The sequence below is a fragment of the Burkholderia anthina genome (genome assembly GCF_902498995.1).
Lineage (GTDB): Bacteria > Pseudomonadota > Gammaproteobacteria > Burkholderiales > Burkholderiaceae > Burkholderia > Burkholderia anthina.
The window spans coordinates 1-19,359 of sequence record NZ_CABVLY010000034.1; the positions used below are offsets into that span (position 1 = coordinate 1).

A 19,359-nucleotide genomic window follows, 5' to 3' on the forward strand; every position below is an offset into this window, starting at 1 on the left:
GGCAGGCCGCGACGAGCGCGGCCGCATCGGCTTCCAGGGCCAGATCGGCGTCGAGCACGGCCGCGCGGCGGCCCAGCGCGGCGACGTCGGCGACGAGGGCGTCGGCGGCCGCACGCGGCGTGCCGGGGCTGCGCTGCAGTGCGACGTCCCAGCCGCGCCGGGCGAATGCCGTCGCGAGTGCCCGACCGATCGACGCGGCGTCGGCCGCGCTGCCCAGCGCGCCTGCGACGAGCGCGATGCGCGGGGGCGACGTATCGGCTGAAACGGTCATTTACAATGCCGGGATGAACCCGAAAGCTCACGAACCCGCTAGTTTACCTGCTCCTGGCCCTGACGCGCTTGCGCAGTCCGAAACCCTTGCCGCGCAATTGCGCGACGAGATCGCGGCGGCGGGCGGCTGGCTGCCGTTCGACCGCTTCATGGAGCGCGCGCTGTACGCGCCCGGTCTCGGCTATTACAGCGGCGGTGCGCGCAAGTTCGGGCGCCGCGCCGACGACGGCAGCGACTTCGTGACGGCCCCCGAGCTGTCGCCGCTGTTCGCGCAGACGCTCGCGAATTCCGTCGCCCAGGCGCTCGCGGCGAGCGGCACGCGCAGCGTGATGGAATTCGGCGCGGGCACCGGCAAGCTCGCGGCCGGCCTGCTCGCGGCGCTCGACGCGCTCGGCGTCGCGCTCGACGAATACCGGATCGTCGACCTGTCGGGCGAACTGCGCGAGCGGCAGCGCGACACGATCGCGGCCGCGGCCCCGGCGCTGGCGGACAAGGTGCGCTGGCTCGACGCGCTGCCCGAGCGTTTCGACGGCGTCGTGATCGGCAACGAGGTGCTCGACGCGATGCCGGTGCGGCTGTTCGCGAAGGCGGGCGATGCGTGGCTCGAGCGCGGCGTCGCGCTCGACGCGCGGCACGCGTTCGTGTTCGACGACCGGCCTGCCGGGCCGGCCGGCCTGCCGCCGGTGCTCGCGACGCTCGACGTCGACGACGGCTACGTGACCGAGACGCACGAAGCCGCGCAGGCGTTCACGCGCACCGTGTGCACGATGCTCGCGCGCGGCGCGGTGCTGCTCGTCGACTACGGCTTTCCCGCGCACGAGTACTACCACCCGCAGCGCGACCGCGGCACGCTCATGTGCCACTACCGGCACCACGCGCACGACGACCCGTTCCTCTACCCGGGCCTGCAGGACATCACCGCGCACGTCGAATTCACCGGCATCTACGAGGCGGGCGTCGGCGCCGGCGCGGATCTGCTCGGCTATACGTCGCAGGCGCGCTTCCTGCTGAACGCGGGCATTACCGACGCGCTGGCCGCGATCGACCCGTCCGACATCCACGGCTTCCTGCCGGCCGCGAACGCGGTGCAGAAGCTGATCTCGGAGGCCGAGATGGGCGAGCTGTTCAAGGTGATCGCGTTCTCGCGCGGCATCGACGGCACGCTCGACGCGTTCGCGCGCGGCGACCGCTCGCACGCGCTCTGACGGAGGGCCGCATGCTGCGCTGGCTGATGACGTCGTTCGTCGCGGTGATGATCCTGACGCGCTGCTGGCCGTGGCTCGGCAAGCTCGGCATCGGGCGGATGCCGGGCGACGTCACGCTGACGCTCGGCGGGCGGCGTTATCCGTTCCCGTTCATGTCGACGCTGGTGCTGACGATGCTGGTGGCGATGGTGGCGCGGCTGCTCTGAGCCGCGTCGAAGCAGGCGGCGCGCGCAGGCAGGCCGCGGCGCCCGCGATGGCGCTGCGCGTTACAGTTCGATTTCGCCGAGGATCCGGTGCGCGAGCGCCTTCGCCTCGTCGAACGCCTCTTCCTCGCTCGGGCTCGTCGAGTGGACGTCGTAGCGCATGTTCTCCGTCTCGTCGCCGTCGTCCCGGGCGAGGATCACATAGCCCTGGAACTGCCCGTTGCCCGCGTGCTGCGTATGCGCCTTGGCCGTGTAGATGCCTTTGGTGAACGTGTTCGTGTCCATCGTGCCTCTCCCGCAAAAGGACACTTCATCGTAGCACTGCGGCGCAGCATGTACAGCGCCGCTAATCGGTGACCGATCAGCGCGCCGTCATCGTTCCGTCACCGTTCGAGCAGCGCGACGACTTCGTCGAGCGTCGGCGCGTGCGCGCCCGTGTGCCGGCACGCGGCGGCTCCCGCGGCGAGCGCGAACGCGAGATGTTCGGGCCACGTGCGTTGCGGCGCGGCCATCAGGCTGAACAGCATGCCGCCGATCGACGCGTCGCCGGCGCCGACGGTGTCGACCACTTCGACGCGCGGCGGGCTGGCCTCGTGCACGCCGCCGTCCGCGTAGAGCGTCGCGGCCTGCGCGCCGCGCGTGACGAGCACGGCCGCCCGCGGATTCAGCGCGCGCACCGCTTCGACCGCGTCCGGGCCGTCGCCGCCGAACAGGTGGCGCAGATCCTCGTCGGATACCTTGACCAGATCGGCGAGGGCCGCCATCTTCTCGAGCGTCGGCCGGTACGCGGCCGTCATCAGGTTCCGGTAGTTCGGATCGAAGCTGATCTTCACGCCGCGCGCGTGCAAGTCCTCCGCGAGCGCGACGAGCGTGCCCGCGAGCGGTTCGCGCACGAGGCTGATGCAGCCGAAATGCGCCCATTTCACGTGCTCGGTCCAGCCGGCCGGCAGCCGCGCCGGGTCGAACGCGAGGTCCGCGCTCGCGTCGCCGATGAAGAAGTACGCGGGCGGCCGCGTCTCGTGGACGATCGCGAGCAGCGGTGCGCGAGGCACGCGCTGCAGGAAGCGCAGGTCGAGCCCGGCCGCTTCGCTGGTGCGCCACAGCACGTCGGAGAAGCAGTCCTCGCCGATCGAGCCCGCGAGCGCGCTCGGCATGCCGAGCCGCGCGACCGCGCGCGCGACGTTCCAGCCGGCGCCGCCCGGCACCGACGTCCACTGCGCGTCGCCCGCGCGCACCATGTCGGTCAGGATGTCGCCCGCCGACACGAAAGCCGGAAATGCGCCGCCGCTCATTGCGTCGACTCGCTGCGCGCCGCCATGCGCGCGAGGGTCCCGAGCACGTCGTAGCACGCGCCCATCGTGTGATAGTCGGTCTTGCCGGCCGGGCTCTTCTCGTCGCTGTACTTGCGGTTGTCGCACGTGAGGATCCGGTACCATGCGCCGTAGCGGTGATCGACGAAATGCGCCCAGCTGTAGCGCCAGATCTCGTCGTACCAGTCCCAGAAGCGTTCGCTGCCGGTGCGCGCGCCGAGCATCGCGGCGGCCGCGAAGGTTTCCGCCTGCACCCAGAAATACTTGTTGTGGTCGCAGACGGTGAAATCGGGGCCGAAACCGTAGCAGAGGCCGCCGTGATCGGCGTCCCACGCGTGCGTGAGCGCGGCGTCGAACAGCTCGGCCGCGCGCGGCACGAGCCAGTCGAGCGGGCGGTGCCGCTCGAGGATCAGCAGCAGCTTCGCCCATTCGGTCTGGTGGCCGGGCTGGAAGCCCCATGGACGGAAGATGTTCGAGCTGTCTTCCTTGTTGTAGTCCCAGTCGACCGACCAGTCCGCGTGGTAGTGCTCCCACACGAGGCCGCCGGACAGCGCGGCCTGGCGCTGCGTGATGTGGGTCGCGAGCTTTTCCGCGCGGTCGAGGTAGGTGACGTGCCCGGTCGCCTCGTAGGCCGCGAGCAGCGCTTCCGTCATGTGCATGTTCGCGTTCTGGCCGCGGTACGACGACACGATCCAGTTCGGCGTCGCGTCGTCCGCGTAGAGGCCCGCGGCCGCATCCCAGAAGCGGTGTTCGGCGAGCTCGTAGGTCGACGCGATCAGCGCGCGCGCTTCGTCGATGCCGGCCATCGTCGCGTGCGCGGCGGCCAGCAGCACGAACGCGAGCCCGTAGCAGTGGCGCGTGCCGTCGAGCGTCGCGCGCTTCGCGCCGTCGCGCCAGTCGAGCTCCCAGTCGTAGCCCTGCAGCGCGTCGTCCCAGTGCGCGTCGCGCAAGAAGCGCAGGCCGTGGCGCGCGTAGTCGAGATGGCGCGGATCGCCGAAATGCCGGTACGCCATCGCGTAGTTGAAGACGAACCGGCAACTGCTGACCAGATGCCGCGACGTGCGGTTGTAGATGCTGCCGTCGTCGCGGAAGTAGTGGTAGAAGCCGCCCGTCGGGTCGAACGCGTTCGGCGCGTAGAAGCGCAGCGTGTCCTCGACGTGCGACAGCAGGAACGACGGATCGCGGAAGTTCCCGACGAACGGCGCGGCTTGCGCGTGGGTGGCCGGCGTGGCCGAGCAGGATTGGACCGGGGGCATGTTCATGATTCGGTGACCGTGGCGGTATCGAGCGCCGGTGAGCCGGCGGGCTGACTGCTGGCCCGCACGATCAGCGCGACGGGCAGGGAGATCTCGGTGCGCTCGGGCGATTCGGCGAGCAGCAGTTCGACGCCGCGGCGGCCGAGCGCTTCCTTGTCGACGGCGAGCGTCGTGAGCGGCGGATTCGCATGCGCGGCGGCCGGAATGTCGTCGAAGCCGACGAGCGCGATGTCTTCCGGAATCCGCACGCCGCGCGCGATGCACACGCGCTGCGCGGCCAGCGCGGCGGCGTCGTTGTACGCGAATACGGCGTCCGGGCGCGGGCCCGGCGCGTCGAGCAGTTGCTGCATCGCGCGCGCGGCGCCCGTGTCGGGGTCGAGCCCGGCGTCGATCGTCACTTCGTAGGCCGGGTCGAACAGCCGGCCGGCCTCGAAGAACGCGCGCCGGTAGCCGATCGCGCGCTGCGCGAGGCTGTAGTGCGCGCCCGGGCCGCCGATGAACGCGATCCGCGAGCGGCCGGTGGCGAGCAGGTGGCGCATCGCGAGCGCCGCGCCCGTCGCGTTGTCGATGTTCACCGAGCGCAGGCCGGGCGCCCACAGGTCGATCAGCACGAGCGGGCGGCCGGTCGCGGCGAGCGCCTCGATCGTCTCGGGTTCGATGAAGCCGGCCACCGCGATCGCGTCGGGCGCGTGCGGGCGCATCTGGCGCAGCACGTCGTCGTTCGGGCCGACCGTGAGCAGCGTCGGCACGATGCCGCGCTCGCGGCACGCGTCCTCGACGCCGTGCAGCACGTGCGAGAAGAACGGGCTGGCGGGAAAGCGGTTGTGCTGGCGGTGCAGCAGGAAGGTGAGCCGGCGAATCCGGGGCCGCAGCTGGGCCGGGTCGTAGCCGAGCCGCTGCGCGATCTCGACGACGCGCGCCCGCGTGGCCTCGGACAGGCCCGGCTGGTTTTTCAGCGCGCGCGAGACGGTGCCGATCGAGACCTCTGCCGCCCGCGCTACGTCGCGAATGGTGGTGCCCATCGTTCGGGATCCGGTTTGTTTAGGATGAAGGCGATTGTATAGTAAAAAACATCGCGTAATTCGGGCCGGATAACCGGGGAATACCCGAAAATAACCGGATTTTAGGCGCTAATCTGCGAAAACGCCGTTACTAAAAATACTAAACAAAACGCGAAAAAGGCAAGGTGATCGCGACGAAGAGACGGGTGGGGCGTGGCGGAGCGTTGGCGGTGTTCGGGGAACGGTGCTCGGAGAACGGAGAACGGGGGCGGCCGACACGGATCGGCGCACCGGTCGCCGTCTGGCCGCCGGCGGGAAACGAGCCGACGCCCGGCTCTGGCCGCAACGCCGTGGGCCGATGGCCGGCGGGCCGCGCGGGCCGGCGCTCAAGCGTTGCCGGGCGCGGCCCGTCGTTCAGGCCGCCGCCGCGCGCGGCGATCCGTCGCGATCGCGCAGCGCGGCGCGGCCCTCGTCGAGATCGACGAGCGCGAGCCCGCCCGGCTGCTGTTTCGCGCGCCGTTTGGCGAGCGCCGCGACCGATGCGATCTCGTCGCTGCCGTAGCGCATCGCGCGGTGCGCGCCGGCCGGCACGCCGACCGCGCCGATCGCCATCGTCACGAAGCCGAAGAATGCGGGATTGCCGTGGCGGTCCTCGCCGCTCAGTCCGCCCGCCTGCCGGTCGGCCTGCGTGTAGAAGCGCTGCGCGCCGTCGTTGAAGCGCGCGATCGCGTCTGCCGCGCGCGCGTGCCAGTCGTCGCGCTGGAACAGCACGAGGAAATCGTCGCCGCCCACGTGCCCGAGAAAGTCGCGCTGCGGATCGCACACGCCGGCCAGCACCGTCGCCGCGAACTTCAGCACTTCGTCGCCCTGCCAGTAGCCGTACTGGTCGTTGAACGGCTTGAACTGGTTCAGGTCGACGTAGCACGCGTGGAAGCCGGCGTCGCGTGCCAGCAGGCGGTCGATATGCGCGCTGATCGGGATGTTGCCGGGCAGGAACGTCAGCGGATTCGCGTAACGCGCGGCCTCGATGCGCATTTCGGTCACTGCGCGCACGAGGCTCTCGCCGGTGCCGAGCCCGACGTAGCGGCCGTGTTCGGTGATCACGAAGCCGTCCGCGAGATAGCGCTGGTCGTGGCTCGCGAGCAGCAGCGCGAGCTGCTCGACCGTCGTCGCGTTGTCGATCATCAGCGGCGTGTCGTTCGCGAACTGCAGGCACGGCTTTTTGCCGAATACCTCGCGGTGATACGGCAGCGCGAAGCGGTCGATGAAGCCGCGCCGGTTCACGAGTGCGACGGGCCGCCCGCGTTCGACGAGCGCGACCGCATGCAGCTCGGGCATCCGGTTGAACAGGTCGAGTGCGTCGTTGCTGGTCGCGTCGCGCGGCAGCGCCGGCGCGGGGACCAGCATCTTCGCGGCGATCGTGCCGGCCGGCCGCGCGGTGCGGGTCGCGCCGGGAAACACCGCGATGTGCGGCGTGCCGATCGCGTCGCGCGCGGCCGGCGCGACGAACCGCGACGGCTGCGCATCGGGCCGCCCGAGCAGGAAACCCTGCACGCAGCGGATCCCCATGTCGCGCACGACGATCAGGTCGCACGCGTTCTCGATCCCTTCCGCGATCAGCTGCGCGCCGCTGGCCTGCGCGAAGTGCTGCATCGCGCGAACCGCTTCGAACTTCAGCGGATCGCGCGCGATGTCGTGGATGAAGAAGCGGTCGATCTTCACGACGTCGGGGCGCAGGCGCAGCCACAGGCTCATGCTGGCGTTCGCGGTGCCGTAGTCGTCGAGCGCGAACTGGATGCCCGTGTCGCGCAGCGACGCGACGGCCGGCTCGATGCGCGCGACGTCCGGCATCGCGGTCTGCTCGGTCAGCTCGATCACGATGCGCTCGGCGCCGATCCGCGCGCGGCCGAGCAGCAGCCGTACGCGGTCGCGTTCCTGCGCGAGCAGCAGGATCGTGTCGGCACTGAAGTTGAGGAACAGCTTGCCGTCGCAGTCGAGCGCCGCGAACGCGTCGAGGCAGGCGAGCGCGGCCGCCTGCTCGAGTGCGACCGTCGTGCCGTCGCGGGCGGCCTGCGCGAACAGGGCGGCGGGCGGCTCGAGATCGGTGCCGCGCGGGCCGCGGATCAACCCTTCGTAACCGACGACCCTGCCCGAACCGAGATCGACGATCGGCTGGAAGACGGCGGCGAGCGCGCGTTCGGCGATCAGGCGTGCGGTCGGGGTGGCGGTGGAGCCGGAATGGGGCGCGGGCATGGGCAGGGCTGCCGAAGCGACGGGACGCCCGACTTTAACGGCAGCGCGCGCGAAGAATTAAATGAAGATTTTGTGACGGCGGGGTGACATCGGCCGGTGCGAGCGCTGGGGTGTGCCGTTGAAAGGCGGGAGGCGGAAAGCGGACGGAGGACAAAAAGCACCAAGGGCGCGGCCGCCACGCCCTCGTCAGATCAACGCTTGCCCGCGTTCAGCGCTCCGCTTCCGCGGGCGGCGCCGGCCGCCCCATCGCGGCCGTCCTGCTCGCCGCTCAGGTCGCGCGCGCCCCAGCGCTGCGCGAGCGCCGCGCACGCCATCAGCTGGATCTGGTGGAACAGCATCAGCGGCAGCACGATCGCGCCGACCGCCTGCGCCGAGAAGATCACCTTCGCCATCGGCACGCCGGCCGCGAGGCTCTTCTTCGACCCGCAGAAGATGATCGTGATCTGGTCGGCGCGGTTGAAGCCGAGCCGCTTGCTGACGAACGTGGTCAGCACCAGCGCGATCACGAGCAGCACGACGTTGACGACCAGCAGGCCGCCGAGCGCGCGCGCCGGAATCTGGTGCCACAACCCCTGGTTCACGGCTTCGCTGAACGCGACATAGACGACGAGCAGGATCGAGCCCTGGTCGACGAAGCGCAGCACGCCGCGATTGCGCTCGATCCAGCCGCCGATCACGGGCCGCAGCAGCTGGCCGGCGATGAACGGCACGAGCAGCTGCATCACGATGCTGCCGACGGTGCTCCACGGCGAGGCGGCCGCGCCCGACTGCGACGTGATCATCAGCCCGACGAGCGCCGGCGTCACGAAGATGCCGAGCAGGCTCGACGCGGACGCGGCACACACGGCGGCCGGCACGTTGCCCTTCGCGATCGACGTGAACGCGATCGACGACTGGACCGTCGACGGCAGCGTGCACAGGAACAGCACGCCCGCATACAGCGTCGGCGTGACGAGCGGCTGCAGCACGGGTTTCAGCACGAGGCCGAGCACCGGGAACAGCGCGAACGTGCTGAGCAGCACGACCGCATGCAGCCGCCAGTGCGTCGCGCCCGCGACGACGGCTTCGCGCGACAGCTTCGCGCCGTGCAGGAAGAACAGCAGGCCGACGGCGATGTTGGTCGCCCAGTTGAACGCGTGGGCGGCCGGGCCGCGGCACGGCAGCAGGCTCGCGAGCACGACGGTGCCGACGAGCGCGAGCGTGAAATTGTCGGGAAGGAAACGGGGACGGGCCATCTGGAACTCGATTCGGAAACGGTGCGCGCGCACCGCGCGCGCGAATGCCGCTATTGTCCCGGCGGATCATTCAATACACAAATTCATTGTGTGAATCGATTAATGAATCAGGTGCATATCGGGGCGCCTGTTCGCACAGGCCGCCGGTGCGCGCAACGGCAGAAGAATGTTCTGTCACGATCGCCCCCGGAAGTGAAAAAACCTAGCAGTAACATGGTGTTACACCGATGCCCGCGACATAACACTTTTTGGCTCGACACCGTTTCGGGCCGCTCATAAATTACTGCTGAAAGGCTTGCGTTGGCCGGGAACAGTCGGCAGCGCACCGCAACAGGCACTGAATGTGATGACGGAACGGGTGAAACTGAAGGTCGGACGATGGGTGGCAGGCGCGCTGTGCGCGCTGCTGATGCCGCTCGCGCTCGCCCAGCCGCCGCATGGCGGCGGCCGTGCGTTCGGCGGCCACGGTTTCGGCGGCGGCGACATGCGCGCGTACGGCCAGCCGGCCGGCGGCGCGCAGGTCTGGCGCCGCGCGGTGCCGCCGGGCGGCGCCCGTGCCGGCGGCGTGAGCGGCTACGGTTCGCGCTGGGGCCTGCGCCCGACGCCGTCCTACGGCCACTACGCCGCACAAAGCCCGTATCGCCCGATCAGCGCCGATTCGCGCCAGATGCCGCGCCCGCCGGGCGGCGGCAACGTGCCGCTGCGCGCCGGCTCGATCCGCGCCGACGTCGCGCGCTACAACGAGGAGCGCGGCGGCCGTCCGATGCCGCCGCCCCGCTCGCAGGAAGAGCCTGCGCACTCGCCGTTTTTCTCCCCGTTCTACCGAAACTGAGCGCCCCGCGCGCTCGTCCCCCCGCCGGCTGATGCGAATTCGCCACAGTCGCGCATAGATTTCCGCTGATTTTCCCGCCGCATTGCGCTATCTTTCGCGCCCGGCCCGCGCACGCCAGGCGGCCATCCCGCCGCGTGCCCGCACCGCGCGGGGCCGCCGCGCCGCGTCGGGCCATGCAGGAATTCCGCGAAGTTAATGCTGCCGCTATACCCGCAATAAGTGTGCGCAATTTTGACCGGACAAATGATCCGTAAAGATGGCTGCGCCCCATACGACGCTAGCACTCGGCTCCAAAAAACAACGCTCGCGCCACTTATCGACAATTCGACAAAACCTGGAGATCCCATGAAAGCATTCGCTCGCCGTGCGTCCCGCACGTCCGTCAAGCTGATCGCCGCAGCCGCCTGCGTGGCGGCCACCGCACCCGTCCATGCGCAGTCGAGCGTGTCGCTCTACGGTCAGGTCGACGAATGGGTCGGCGCCACCAAGTTCCCGGGCGGCGATCGCGCATGGAACGTGGGCGGCGGCGGGATGTCGACGTCGTACTGGGGCATGCACGGCGCCGAGGATCTGGGTGGCGGCTACAAGGCGATCTTCACGCTGGAAAGCTTCTTCCGCGCACAGAACGGCCAGTACGGCCGCTTCCAGGGCGACACGTTCTTCGCGCGCAACGCGTATGTCGGCATCAGCTCGCCGTACGGCACGGTGACGGCAGGCCGTCTGACGACGCACCTGTTCCTGTCGACGATCCTGTTCAACCCGTTCTACGATTCGTACACCTTCTCGCCGATGGTGTACCACGTGTTCCTCGGCCTCGGGACGTACCCGACCTATCCGAGCGACCAGGGTGCGGTCGGCGATTCGGGCTGGAACAACGCGCTGTCGTACACGTCGCCTTCGTTCGGCGGCCTGAATTTCGGCGCGATGTATGCGCTCGGCAACCAGGCGGGCGACAACCGCTCGAAGAAGTGGAGCGCGCAGTTCAACTATGCAAACGGTCCGTTCGCGGCAACGGCCGTCTACCAGTACGTGAACTTCAACAACGGCCCGCAGGATCTGAGCGCGCTGGTGGCCGGCATGAAGAGCCAGGGCATCGCGCTGGTCGGTGCAACCTACGACCTGAAGGTCGTGAAGCTGTTCGGCCAGTACATGTACACGAAGAACGACCAGGTGGCGGGCAGCTGGCACGTGAACACCGCGCAGGGCGGCGTGTCGGTGCCGCTCGGCGTCGGCAACGCGATGGCGTCGTACGCGTACTCGCGCGACGCGGGCGGCCTCGACCAGACTCGCCAGACCTGGGCCGTCGGCTACGACTATCCGCTGTCCAAGCGCACGGACGTCTACGCGGCGTACATGAACGACCACATCAGCGGCCTGTCGAGCGGCAACACGTTCGGCGCCGGCATCCGCGCGAAGTTCTGACGATTCGTTCGCCGCACGCGCGCTTCGCGCGTCCGGCCTGACGGTTTTCCGCCTCCAAGACGGCGCCGCCATCCGCGGCGCCGTTTTGCCTTTGTTGACCTTTTTATTTCCTCGCCTTTGTTACCCTATCTCGTAATTGCATGATTCCCAGGAATTGCGAGCTAGTTCGATGGATACCCTCGTCAGCATGAATGTGTTTCGCTACGTCGTCGAAGTGGGCAGCTTCGTCGGCGCGGCCGAGCGCATGCAGATGTCGGCCGCGATGGCGAGCAAGCACGTGATGCATCTCGAGCAGCAGCTCGGCGCGCGGCTGCTGCATCGCACGACACGACGTGTCGCGCCGACCGAGGCGGGACGCGAATACTATGAGCGCCTCGTGCAGGCGCTGTCGGAACTCGACGAAGCCGGGCAGGCGGTCGGCGCCGCGAGCGTCGTGCCGCAGGGCCGATTGCGCGTGACGTCGCTGTCCGCGTTCGGCTTGCGGCACGTGATGCAGGCGGTCACCGATTACGCGGGCCGCTTCCCCGACGTGACCGTCGACATGACGCTGTCCGATCGCGTGGTCGACCTCATCGAGGAAGGCTACGACGTCGCGGTGCGCGCGGCGCCGAACGGCTTGAAGTCGTCGTCGCTGGTCGCGCGGCAGATCGCGACCGCGCACATCCTGCTGGTCGCGTCGCCCGAGTATCTCGAGAAGCACGGCACGCCCCAGACGATCGCCGATCTCGCGCATCACAACTACCTGCGTCGCGATTCGAATTCGACGATGCTCGATTCGCTCGTGATCGATGCGGCCGCCGCGTCGCGCGTGAACCTGAACGGCAACCTGATCGTGAACCATCTCGAAGGGCTGCGCGCGGCCGTGCTCGCGGGCGCGGGCATCGCGCTGCTCGGCACCGAGGTGGTCGGCGACGACATCGAGTCGGGCCGGCTCGTGCCGGTGCTGCTCGATTCGGTGCCGCCGCACGAAGCGCCGATCTACGCGGTGTACGCGAGCCGCCGTCACGTGTCCGCGAAGGTGCGTTCGTTCGTCGACTTCCTCGCCGCGCGTTTCGAAGGGCAGTCGCTGTGCCCGTCGATCGAATCGCGCCTGCGCGTGCTGCCGATCACGCGGATCAAGCGCGCGGGCTGACCGGCGGCTGCCGCGCCGCGAGCGGGCATGAAAAAAGCGCGAGCCATTGCGGTTCGCGCTTTTTTGTTTTGTCGGGCCGCATGCGCGGCGGCGGCGGAACAACCCGCCGCCATCTCTGCGTCAGCGCGGGATCCCGAGCCGCGCCTTCGCGTCGTCGTATTCGCGCTTCAGCCGCTCGACGAGCGCGCCGACGCTCGGCAGGTCGTCCATCAGGCCGACGCCCTGGCCGGCACCCCAGATGTCCTTCCACGCCTTCGTCTTGTCGCCGCCGAAATTCATCTTCGACTTGTCGGATTCCGGCAGGGCGTCCGGATCGAGACCGGCTTTCTCGATGCTCTCGCGGATGTAGTTGCCGTGCACGCCGGTGAAGAGGTTCGTATAGATGATGTCGGACGATTTCGCGTTGACGATCGCGTGCTTGTAGTCCTCGACCGCGTGTGCTTCCTGCGTCGCGATGAAGCGCGTGCCCATGTACGCGAGGTCGGCGCCCATCGCCTGCGCGGCGAGGATCGAGCCGCCGTTCGCGATCGAGCCGGACAGTACGATCGGGCCGTCGAACATCTTGCGCACTTCGCCGACGAGCGCGAACGGCGAGGTCGTGCCCGCGTGGCCGCCGGCACCGGCGGCCACCAGGATCAGCCCGTCGACGCCGGCCTCGAGCGCCTTCTGCGCATGGCGCAGGTTGATCACGTCGTGCAGCACGATGCCGCCGTAGCTGTGCACCGCGTCGACGATCTCGCGCGCCGGTGCGCGCAGGCTCGTGATGAAGATCGGCACCTTGTGCTCGACGCACACCCGCACGTCATGCTCGAGCCGTACGTTGGACTGGTGGACGATCTGGTTGACCGCGATCGGGCCGATCACCGCGTCCGGGTGCTTCGCCTTGTGGTCGGCGAGCTCGGACTGGATCTGCGTGAGCCATTCGTCCAGCAGTTCGGCCGGACGGGCGTTGAGCGCGGGGAACGAACCGACGATGCCCGCCTTGCACTGCGCGAGCACGAGTTCGGGATAGCTGACGATGAACATCGGCGACGCGATGACGGGCAGCGTCAGGTTCTGCAGGACGGCGGGCAATGCCATGTGTTGTCTCCAGTCTCGAGGGGCGGCCGGAAGCGGCGCGGTCGCGCCGACGCCGGCTTCATGCTTGGCGATCGAACGGTATATCGAGTGTAGCTGCGCGACGGCACGTCCATATTAATACGAACGGTCGTGCGATTCTACGCGAGCTTAACAAAATGCGCGGCGTGGCGACAATCGAGGGAGTGTTCTCTTTCTAGGTTTTCGGCTATCTACCGCGCGCTGAACGGGGTCGGGCGCTCCTACAATAATCGCCATAACAAACCAACGAGAAACAAACCATGTCGTTTGAGGCGTTTGCACCGTTTCGCGTGACGGTGCAGGACACCGACATCTTCGGTGTCAAAGGAGGCGCGGGGCCGCCGCTTCTGCTGCTGCACGGCTATCCGCAGACCCACATGATCTGGCATCGCGTCGCCGCGACGCTGGCCAACCATTTCACGGTGATCGCGACCGACTTGCGCGGCTACGGCGCGTCGGGCAAGCCGCCGAGCGACGCGCGGCATGCGCCTTATTCGAAACGCGCGATGGCGGCCGACCAGGTCGCCGTGATGCGGCATTTCGGCTTCGGGCAATTCCACGTGTGCGCGCACGATCGCGGCGCGCGCGTGGCGCACCGGCTCGCGCTCGATCACCCGGCGGCCGTCGAGCGGATGATGCTGCTCGACATCGCGCCGACGCTCGCGATGTACGAGCAAACCGACCGCGCGTTCGCGACCGCGTATTTCCACTGGTTCTTCCTGATCCAGCCGGAGCCGCTGCCCGAATCGCTGATCGAAGGCCGTACCGACGCGTACATCGAGCGCGTGATGGGCAACCGTTCGGCCGGGCTCGCGCCGTTCGCGCCGGAAGCGCTCGCCGCCTATCGCGCCGCGCTCGCGCAGCCGGGCGCCGTGCATGCGATGTGCGAGGACTACCGCGCGTCGGCGACGATCGATCTCGAACACGACCGCGCGGATCTCGAGCGCGGCAACAAGCTCGCGTGTCCGCTGCGCGTGCTGTGGGGCGCGAACGGGATCGTCGGCCGGTGCTTCGATCCGCTCGACGAATGGCGGCGGGTCGCGCGCGATGTGAGCGGCCGCGCGCTCGAGTGCGGGCACTACATTCCGGAAGAGGCGCCCGTCGCGCTGATCGACGAACTGCTCGCGTTCTTCGAGGCGCGCGACGCGGCCGCGTAAGCGGCGCCGGCGGCGCGGCGTGTTCCGTGCGTGCGGCGTTCAGCGGTGCGCGGCGTCGCCGTCGGCGAGGGGCGGCAGGCGGCGCGGCACGGGTGTCGATTTCACGATCGCCGTGCTCGTTTCCGCCCGCTCGGTCACCTTCGCGAGGATGTCGTCGAGGTGTTCGATCGTGCGCAGGTAGAGCCGGCAGATGAAACAGTCGTCGCCGGTCACCTTGTCGCATTCGACGAATTCCGGAATCCGGCGCAACACTTCCTCGACCAGATGCAGCTGCCCCGGCAGCGGTTTCACGCGGACGATCGCCTGCAGCGTGTAGCCGAGCGCGCGCGGATCGAGCTCGACGGTGAAGCCGGCGATCACGCCTTGCGCCTCGAGCCGCCGTACGCGCTCGGCGGTGGCGGGCGCCGACAGCCCGATCTGCCGCGCGAGTTCGCTGGTCGCGATGCGCGCGTCCTCGGCGAGTGCGGCGAGGATCGCGCGGTCGGTTGCGTCGAGCGACGCGACGGCAGGCGGGGGAAGGCGTTTTGGCATGATCGCTTTGCTTTCGAAGGTGAATCGGCTATTTCACTTTAGTTTAGCCGTGGAAGCGCGGAAGGCAAGTTTCTAGAATCGAAGTCATTCTCTCTCGTCAAACGGAGTCCATGATGGCCTCGAACGAAACCCGCCGCGGCGCCGCCGAGATGGTCGTCGCGATGATGATGTCCGGCACGATCGGCTGGCTCGTGATGTCGTCGCAGCAGCCGCTCACCAATGTCGTGTTCTTCCGCTGCCTGTTCGGGGCGGCGACGCTCGCGATCGTCTGCGCGGCGCTCGGCTTCCTGCGCCGCTCGCTGTTCTCGCCGCGCATGCTCGCGCTCGCGACGCTCGGCAGCGTCGCGATCGTCGCGAACTGGCTGCTGCTGTTCGCCGCGTATTCGCGCGCGTCGATCTCGATGGCGACCGCCGTCTACAACACGCAGCCGTTCATGCTCGTCGCGCTCGGCGCGATCGTGTTCCGCGAACGGATCGGCGCGTCGACGATCGCGTGGCTCGCGCTCGCCTTCGTCGGTCTCGTGTGCGTGGTGCGCGTCGAGCCGGCCGTGCTCGCGGTGCCGGGCGAATATCTCGAAGGCGTCGCGCTGTCGCTCGGGGCCGCATTCCTGTACGCGGTGTCGTCGATCGTCACGAAGCATCTGAAGGGCACGCCGCCGCACCTGCTCGCGCTGCTGCAGGCCGGCCTCGGCATCGTGCTGCTCGCGCCGTTCGCGCACTTCGGCACGTTGCCCGCGACGCCCGCGCAGTGGCTCGATCTCGTCGTGCTCGGCGTCGTGAACACGGGGCTGATGTACGTGCTGCTGTACGGCGCGATCCAGAAGCTGCCGGTCGCGATGACGGGCGCACTGTCGTTCGTCTATCCGGTCGTCGCGATCATCGTCGATCACGTCGCGTTCGGGCAGACGCTCGCGTGGACGCAGGTGTTCGGCGCGCTCCTGATCCTGCTCGCGGCGGCCGGCGTGAACCTCGGCTGGCGCATCGTGCCCGCGCGTCGCGCGGCGGTCCGCAACTGAAACGCGCGTGCGGTTCGGTTTGCCGCTACGGGTCGCCGCCAAGGCTCGCCGGCACGGTGTGTCGGGGCGGCGGCCGGGCAGGGCGATTGCGCGCGGGGGGCCTGCGCGCATGCGTGAAAAATGCCGTAAGAAGTTGTAGGGAAACACCCGATGCGACGCTGCAGCGTCGCTCGTATGATGCGGGCTGTGACGTTGATCACGTTCACAGGATTCCGATCTCGATGCCGTTCGCCCGTGAGGCTGAACGGCTTTTTTTTATGCGCCGCTTCCCGCGAGCAGGCGCCGCCGCGCATCGAGACGCGCGAGCAGCGTGCGCCTCGCATCGTCGTCCGACGCCCGCCAGCCCTTGATTTCGTCGCGCGTGCGCAGGCAGCCCGCGCACCAGTCGGTACGCGGGTCGATCCTGCATACGTTCGTGCACGGCGATGCGACCGTGCCGGCCGTTACCGGTGCGTCGCTCATGCGTCGTTGCGCAGCGCGACGTCCGCGACCGGCGCGCCCGTCAGCGACACGAGTTCGGCCGGCGACAGGTTGAACACCGCATGCGGATGGCCGGCGGCCGCCCACAGGCTGTCGAGCTCGAGCAGGTCGGCATCGATCAGCACGACCGGTTCGACCAGATGACCGATCGGGCACACGCCGCCGATCGCATAGCCGGTGTTGTCGCGCACGAACTTCGCATCCGCGCGGCCGACCGCGCCGACCTGGGCGGCGACTTTCTTCTCGTCGACACGGTTCACGCCGCTCGCGACGACGAGCACCGGCGCGCCGTCCGACTCACGGCGAAACAGGATCGATTTCGCGATCTGCGCGACCGAGCAGCCGAGCCCGGCCGCGGCCTCGGCCGAGGTCTTGCCGGTTTCGGCGAGCATCACGATGCCTTTCGCGTGGCCGCGCTCGCGCAGCAGCAGCGCGACGCGTCGCGCGGAATCGGGGAGGGAGTCGAATGAAGCGGGTGTCGTCATGGGGGCAGTCCGTGAAAGTCGAAGTCAGACGCAGCTCGCGGCGTCGGCCGCGCTCCGGGCCTTGGCGAGCAGCGCGCGGCCGGCGCGCGACACGTTCGCGCGGCCGATCGCGTTCGAGATGAAGTCGCCGGCGGCGACGACTTGCGCGAGATCGATGCCGGTATCGATGCCGAGGCCCTGCATCAGGTACAGCACGTCCTCGGTCGCGACGTTGCCGGTCGCGCCCTTCGCATACGGGCAGCCGCCGAGGCCGGCCACCGATGCGTGGAAGATTTCGATCCCTTCGAACAGCGCCGCATAGATGTTCGCGAGCGCCTGGCCGTAGGTATCGTGGAAGTGGCCCGACAGGCGTTCGCGCGGGAACACGCGCGTGACGGCGGACAGCACTTCGCGCGTGCGCTTCGGCGTGCCGACGCCGATCGTGTCGGCGATGTCGATCTCGTCGCAGCCGAGCGCGGCGAACCGTTCGACGACGTCGACCACCGACGCGACCGGCACCTCGCCCTGGTACGGGCAGCCGAGCGTGCACGACACGCTGCCGCGCAGTCGCACGCCGGCATCCTTCGCGGCCTTCGCGACGGGCTCGAAGCGCGCGATGCTCTCGGCGATGCTGCAGTTGATGTTCCGTTGCGAGAACGCCTCGCTTGCCGCACCGAAGATCACCACTTCGTCGGCGCGTGCGGCGAGCGCATTCTCGACGCCCTTCAGGTTCGGCGTGAGCACCGAATACACGGTGCCCGCGCGGCGCTCGATGCCGGCCATCACGTCGGCGCCGTCGGCCATCTGCGGCACCCATTTCGGCGACACGAACGACGCGGCCTCGATATTGCGGAAGCCGGCGTGCGACAGGCGGTCGACGAGCGCGATCTTCACGTCGGTCGGCACGAAGGTCTTTTCGTTCTGCAGCCCGTCGCGCGGGCCGACTTCGACGATCTTGACGGCGGTGGGGAACGTCATGGTTGTCTCCGGTTTCATGTAGGACGAATTCAGTAGCCGCGCGCGTAGTCGACGACACCGCCGATGCGCTCGCCGCGCGCCAGTGCGCGGATCTTGCCGGCGATCTGGTCGACGGCTTCGTCGCGCAGCGTGTCGGCCGAGCTGTGCGGGGTGATCGTGATGCGCGGCGCGTGCCAGAACGGATGATCGGCCGGCAGCGGCTCGTGCTGGAACACGTCGAGCGTCGCGGCGGCGATCTGGCCGCTCGCGAGCGCGTCGAGCAGGTCGGCTTCGACGAGGTGCGCGCCGCGCGCGACGTTCACCACGTATGCGCCCGGTGCGAGCCGTGCGAAGGTGTGTGCCGACAGGATTCCGTCGGTGTCGCGCGTGCTCGGCAGCAGGTTCACGAGCACCTTCGCACCGTCGAGGCACGCGTCGAGCGCGCCGTCGCCCGCGAAGGTTTCGATCCCGTCGAGCTGCTTCGGGCTGCGGCTGTAGCCGCGCACCGGCAGGCCGAGCGCCGCGAGCGCCTGCGCGACCTGCGCGCCGAGCACGCCGAGGCCGAGCACGGCGACGGTGAAGCCCGCGCGCGGATGCGGCGCGAGCACCTGCCAGCGGCGCTCGCGCTGCAGCGTTTCGTATTCGTCGAAGCGGCGCAGGTAGCGCAGCACGGCATGCGCCACGTATTCGATCATCTGCTGCGCCATGCCGGAATCCTCGAGGCGCACCAGCGGCACGTCGCGCGGCAGCGTGCCGGGCTGTTCGCGCTCGAGCGCGAGCAGCGCGTCGACGCCCGCGCCGAGGTTGAAGATCGCGCGCAAGCCGTCGCGCGGCGTGAAGAACGCGCGCGGCGCCCGCCATACGAGCGCGTAATCGGCGGGGGCCGTGTCGCCCGGCTGCCACGCGCGCAACTCGGCCTCGGGCAATGCGTGCGCGATCGCGTCGCGCCACGCGGCGGCTTCCTGGTGCGGCGAATGGAACAGGATCTTCATGCGCTTACTTCGCGAACAACTGGCCGATGTCGGCGAACGCCTTGAATTCCAGCGCGTTGCCGCACGGGTCGAGAAAGAACATCGTCGCCTGCTCGCCGACCTCGCCCTTGAAGCGGATGTGCGGCTCGATCACGAAGCGCGTGTGCGCGGCCTGCAGTTTTTCGGCGAGCGCATGCCACTCGTCCATCGACAGCACGACGCCGAAATGGCGCACGGGCACGTCGTCGCCGTCGACCGGATTGACCGCGCTGGCGCCGGTTTCGTCCGGCGCGAGGTGCGCGACGAGCTGGTGGCCGAAGAAATCGAAGTCGACCCAGTGTTCCGAGCTGCGGCCTTCGGGGCATCCGAGCAGGCCGCCGTAGAATGCGCGCGCGTCGACGAGGCTCGACACGGGAAAGGCGAGATGGAACGGGCGCAGCGCGCCGGCGGGCGTAGCGGACATCGGGCGTCTCCTGTCGACCGGAACCGGCGCGGCAGCGCCCGGCCCGATCCGATGCATGGCAAGCGGGAAGCCCACATTCTACGGTCTCGCGGCGCGTTGCGCC

General features: G+C 69.0%; 20 protein-coding genes and 1 pseudogene. 7 read left to right on the top strand and 14 right to left on the bottom strand.

Features of this window, described 5'->3' with window-relative positions; all coding sequences use genetic code 11:
- Positions 1 to 271: pseudogene (locus tag BME24068_RS30850) on the bottom strand (short-chain dehydrogenase); the annotation flags it as partial.
- A 13-nt stretch (positions 272 to 284) separates the two neighbouring features.
- On the opposite strand from BME24068_RS30850, the gene BME24068_RS30855 reads away from it, so the two are divergent.
- Both BME24068_RS30855 and BME24068_RS30860 read left to right on the top strand, forming a co-directional pair.
- Complete coding sequence (locus BME24068_RS30855; RefSeq protein WP_174928322.1) at positions 285 to 1,475, top strand: class I SAM-dependent methyltransferase; 1,191 nt, start codon at positions 285 to 287, stop codon at positions 1,473 to 1,475.
- Between the two features lie 11 nt (positions 1,476 to 1,486).
- A complete protein-coding gene (locus tag BME24068_RS30860) occupies positions 1,487 to 1,681 on the top strand; it encodes a DUF2905 domain-containing protein (protein ID WP_096508286.1) in 195 nt (64 codons plus the stop codon).
- A gap of 60 nt (positions 1,682 to 1,741) precedes the next feature.
- Here BME24068_RS30860 and BME24068_RS30865 read toward each other — a convergent pair whose 3' ends face one another.
- The 6 genes from BME24068_RS30865 to BME24068_RS30890 form a co-directional block, all read right to left on the bottom strand.
- The gene (locus BME24068_RS30865; RefSeq protein WP_096508285.1) at positions 1,742 to 1,963 is read right to left on the bottom strand and encodes a hypothetical protein; all 222 of its coding nucleotides are present in this window, start codon (positions 1,961 to 1,963) and stop codon (positions 1,742 to 1,744) included.
- 98 nt (positions 1,964 to 2,061) lie between these two features.
- Positions 2,062 to 2,970 carry a carbohydrate kinase family protein gene (locus tag BME24068_RS30870; RefSeq protein ID WP_174928323.1) on the bottom strand — a complete coding sequence of 303 codons (909 nt, stop codon included), beginning with the start codon at positions 2,968 to 2,970 and terminating at the stop codon, positions 2,062 to 2,064.
- Entirely contained in the window at positions 2,967 to 4,250 is a 1,284-nt protein-coding gene (locus tag BME24068_RS30875; protein WP_096508283.1) for an AGE family epimerase/isomerase, read from the bottom strand. Before BME24068_RS30875 ends, BME24068_RS30870 begins: the two co-directional genes overlap by 4 nt.
- Complete coding sequence (locus BME24068_RS30880) at positions 4,247 to 5,266, bottom strand: LacI family DNA-binding transcriptional regulator (protein WP_174928324.1); 1,020 nt, start codon at positions 5,264 to 5,266, stop codon at positions 4,247 to 4,249. The genes BME24068_RS30875 and BME24068_RS30880 overlap by 4 nt, the downstream gene beginning before the upstream one ends.
- A gap of 393 nt (positions 5,267 to 5,659) precedes the next feature.
- Positions 5,660 to 7,498, bottom strand: a complete 1,839-nt coding sequence (locus BME24068_RS30885; RefSeq protein WP_174928325.1) for an EAL domain-containing protein — start codon at positions 7,496 to 7,498, stop codon at positions 5,660 to 5,662.
- A gap of 191 nt (positions 7,499 to 7,689) precedes the next feature.
- Positions 7,690 to 8,733, bottom strand: a complete 1,044-nt coding sequence (locus BME24068_RS30890; protein WP_096508280.1) for a bile acid:sodium symporter family protein — start codon at positions 8,731 to 8,733, stop codon at positions 7,690 to 7,692.
- A gap of 346 nt (positions 8,734 to 9,079) precedes the next feature.
- On the opposite strand from BME24068_RS30890, the gene BME24068_RS30895 reads away from it, so the two are divergent.
- The 3 genes from BME24068_RS30895 (at position 9,080) to BME24068_RS30905 (ending at position 12,119) form a co-directional block, all read left to right on the top strand.
- Positions 9,080 to 9,565, top strand: coding sequence for a peptide-binding protein (locus tag BME24068_RS30895; protein WP_174928326.1), 486 nt, complete (start codon positions 9,080 to 9,082; stop codon positions 9,563 to 9,565).
- Between the two features lie 345 nt (positions 9,566 to 9,910).
- Positions 9,911 to 10,987 (top strand): porin, encoded by a 1,077-nt coding sequence (locus tag BME24068_RS30900; RefSeq protein ID WP_096508278.1) that lies wholly within the window; start codon positions 9,911 to 9,913, stop codon positions 10,985 to 10,987.
- A 169-nt stretch (positions 10,988 to 11,156) separates the two neighbouring features.
- Positions 11,157 to 12,119 carry a LysR family transcriptional regulator gene (locus BME24068_RS30905; RefSeq protein WP_096508277.1) on the top strand — a complete coding sequence of 321 codons (963 nt, stop codon included), beginning with the start codon at positions 11,157 to 11,159 and terminating at the stop codon, positions 12,117 to 12,119.
- 120 nt (positions 12,120 to 12,239) lie between these two features.
- Here BME24068_RS30905 and BME24068_RS30910 read toward each other — a convergent pair whose 3' ends face one another.
- The gene (locus BME24068_RS30910; RefSeq protein WP_174928327.1) at positions 12,240 to 13,199 is read right to left on the bottom strand and encodes an NAD(P)H-dependent flavin oxidoreductase; all 960 of its coding nucleotides are present in this window, start codon (positions 13,197 to 13,199) and stop codon (positions 12,240 to 12,242) included.
- Between the two features lie 278 nt (positions 13,200 to 13,477).
- Here BME24068_RS30910 and BME24068_RS30915 point away from each other — a divergent pair, with 278 nt between their 5' ends.
- Positions 13,478 to 14,374 (top strand): alpha/beta fold hydrolase, encoded by an 897-nt coding sequence (locus BME24068_RS30915; protein WP_174928328.1) that lies wholly within the window; start codon positions 13,478 to 13,480, stop codon positions 14,372 to 14,374.
- Between the two features lie 39 nt (positions 14,375 to 14,413).
- Here BME24068_RS30915 and BME24068_RS30920 read toward each other — a convergent pair whose 3' ends face one another.
- On the bottom strand, positions 14,414 to 14,905 hold the full coding sequence (locus tag BME24068_RS30920) for an Lrp/AsnC family transcriptional regulator (RefSeq protein WP_174928329.1): 492 nt from the start codon (positions 14,903 to 14,905) through the stop codon (positions 14,414 to 14,416).
- 113 nt (positions 14,906 to 15,018) lie between these two features.
- Between BME24068_RS30920 and BME24068_RS30925 the strand changes: the two genes are divergently transcribed.
- Complete coding sequence (locus BME24068_RS30925; RefSeq protein WP_096508273.1) at positions 15,019 to 15,921, top strand: DMT family transporter; 903 nt, start codon at positions 15,019 to 15,021, stop codon at positions 15,919 to 15,921.
- Between the two features lie 255 nt (positions 15,922 to 16,176).
- On the opposite strand, the gene BME24068_RS30930 is transcribed toward BME24068_RS30925, so the two are convergent.
- From BME24068_RS30930 to BME24068_RS30950, 5 genes are read right to left on the bottom strand one after another with little or no spacing between them, the layout of a single operon-like run.
- Positions 16,177 to 16,383 (bottom strand): DUF1289 domain-containing protein, encoded by a 207-nt coding sequence (locus tag BME24068_RS30930; protein WP_174928330.1) that lies wholly within the window; start codon positions 16,381 to 16,383, stop codon positions 16,177 to 16,179.
- Positions 16,380 to 16,886, bottom strand: a complete 507-nt coding sequence (locus BME24068_RS30935; protein WP_096508271.1) for a YbaK/EbsC family protein — start codon at positions 16,884 to 16,886, stop codon at positions 16,380 to 16,382. The genes BME24068_RS30930 and BME24068_RS30935 overlap by 4 nt, the downstream gene beginning before the upstream one ends.
- A gap of 24 nt (positions 16,887 to 16,910) precedes the next feature.
- On the bottom strand, positions 16,911 to 17,843 hold the full coding sequence (locus tag BME24068_RS30940; protein ID WP_174928331.1) for a hydroxymethylglutaryl-CoA lyase: 933 nt from the start codon (positions 17,841 to 17,843) through the stop codon (positions 16,911 to 16,913).
- A gap of 29 nt (positions 17,844 to 17,872) precedes the next feature.
- Positions 17,873 to 18,814, bottom strand: coding sequence for a 2-hydroxyacid dehydrogenase (locus tag BME24068_RS30945; protein ID WP_174928332.1), 942 nt, complete (start codon positions 18,812 to 18,814; stop codon positions 17,873 to 17,875).
- Positions 18,815 to 18,818: 4 nt separating this feature from the next.
- The gene (locus tag BME24068_RS30950) at positions 18,819 to 19,256 is read right to left on the bottom strand and encodes a VOC family protein (RefSeq protein WP_162826258.1); all 438 of its coding nucleotides are present in this window, start codon (positions 19,254 to 19,256) and stop codon (positions 18,819 to 18,821) included.
- Positions 19,257 to 19,359: the final 103 nt, after the last annotated feature.

Coding starts and splice junctions, on each gene's coding strand:
- BME24068_RS30855 (WP_174928322.1), top strand. CDS start 285: ATGAACCCGAAAGCTCACGAACCCGCTAGTTTACCTGCTCCTGGCCCT.
- BME24068_RS30860 (WP_096508286.1), top strand. CDS start 1,487: ATGCTGCGCTGGCTGATGACGTCGTTCGTCGCGGTGATGATCCTGACG.
- BME24068_RS30865 (WP_096508285.1), bottom strand. CDS start 1,963: ATGGACACGAACACGTTCACCAAAGGCATCTACACGGCCAAGGCGCAT.
- BME24068_RS30870 (WP_174928323.1), bottom strand. CDS start 2,970: ATGAGCGGCGGCGCATTTCCGGCTTTCGTGTCGGCGGGCGACATCCTG.
- BME24068_RS30875 (WP_096508283.1), bottom strand. CDS start 4,250: ATGAACATGCCCCCGGTCCAATCCTGCTCGGCCACGCCGGCCACCCAC.
- BME24068_RS30880 (WP_174928324.1), bottom strand. CDS start 5,266: ATGGGCACCACCATTCGCGACGTAGCGCGGGCGGCAGAGGTCTCGATC.
- BME24068_RS30885 (WP_174928325.1), bottom strand. CDS start 7,498: ATGCCCGCGCCCCATTCCGGCTCCACCGCCACCCCGACCGCACGCCTG.
- BME24068_RS30890 (WP_096508280.1), bottom strand. CDS start 8,733: ATGGCCCGTCCCCGTTTCCTTCCCGACAATTTCACGCTCGCGCTCGTC.
- BME24068_RS30895 (WP_174928326.1), top strand. CDS start 9,080: ATGACGGAACGGGTGAAACTGAAGGTCGGACGATGGGTGGCAGGCGCG.
- BME24068_RS30900 (WP_096508278.1), top strand. CDS start 9,911: ATGAAAGCATTCGCTCGCCGTGCGTCCCGCACGTCCGTCAAGCTGATC.
- BME24068_RS30905 (WP_096508277.1), top strand. CDS start 11,157: ATGGATACCCTCGTCAGCATGAATGTGTTTCGCTACGTCGTCGAAGTG.
- BME24068_RS30910 (WP_174928327.1), bottom strand. CDS start 13,199: ATGGCATTGCCCGCCGTCCTGCAGAACCTGACGCTGCCCGTCATCGCG.
- BME24068_RS30915 (WP_174928328.1), top strand. CDS start 13,478: ATGTCGTTTGAGGCGTTTGCACCGTTTCGCGTGACGGTGCAGGACACC.
- BME24068_RS30920 (WP_174928329.1), bottom strand. CDS start 14,905: ATGCCAAAACGCCTTCCCCCGCCTGCCGTCGCGTCGCTCGACGCAACC.
- BME24068_RS30925 (WP_096508273.1), top strand. CDS start 15,019: ATGGCCTCGAACGAAACCCGCCGCGGCGCCGCCGAGATGGTCGTCGCG.
- BME24068_RS30930 (WP_174928330.1), bottom strand. CDS start 16,383: ATGAGCGACGCACCGGTAACGGCCGGCACGGTCGCATCGCCGTGCACG.
- BME24068_RS30935 (WP_096508271.1), bottom strand. CDS start 16,886: ATGACGACACCCGCTTCATTCGACTCCCTCCCCGATTCCGCGCGACGC.
- BME24068_RS30940 (WP_174928331.1), bottom strand. CDS start 17,843: ATGACGTTCCCCACCGCCGTCAAGATCGTCGAAGTCGGCCCGCGCGAC.
- BME24068_RS30945 (WP_174928332.1), bottom strand. CDS start 18,814: ATGAAGATCCTGTTCCATTCGCCGCACCAGGAAGCCGCCGCGTGGCGC.
- BME24068_RS30950 (WP_162826258.1), bottom strand. CDS start 19,256: ATGTCCGCTACGCCCGCCGGCGCGCTGCGCCCGTTCCATCTCGCCTTT.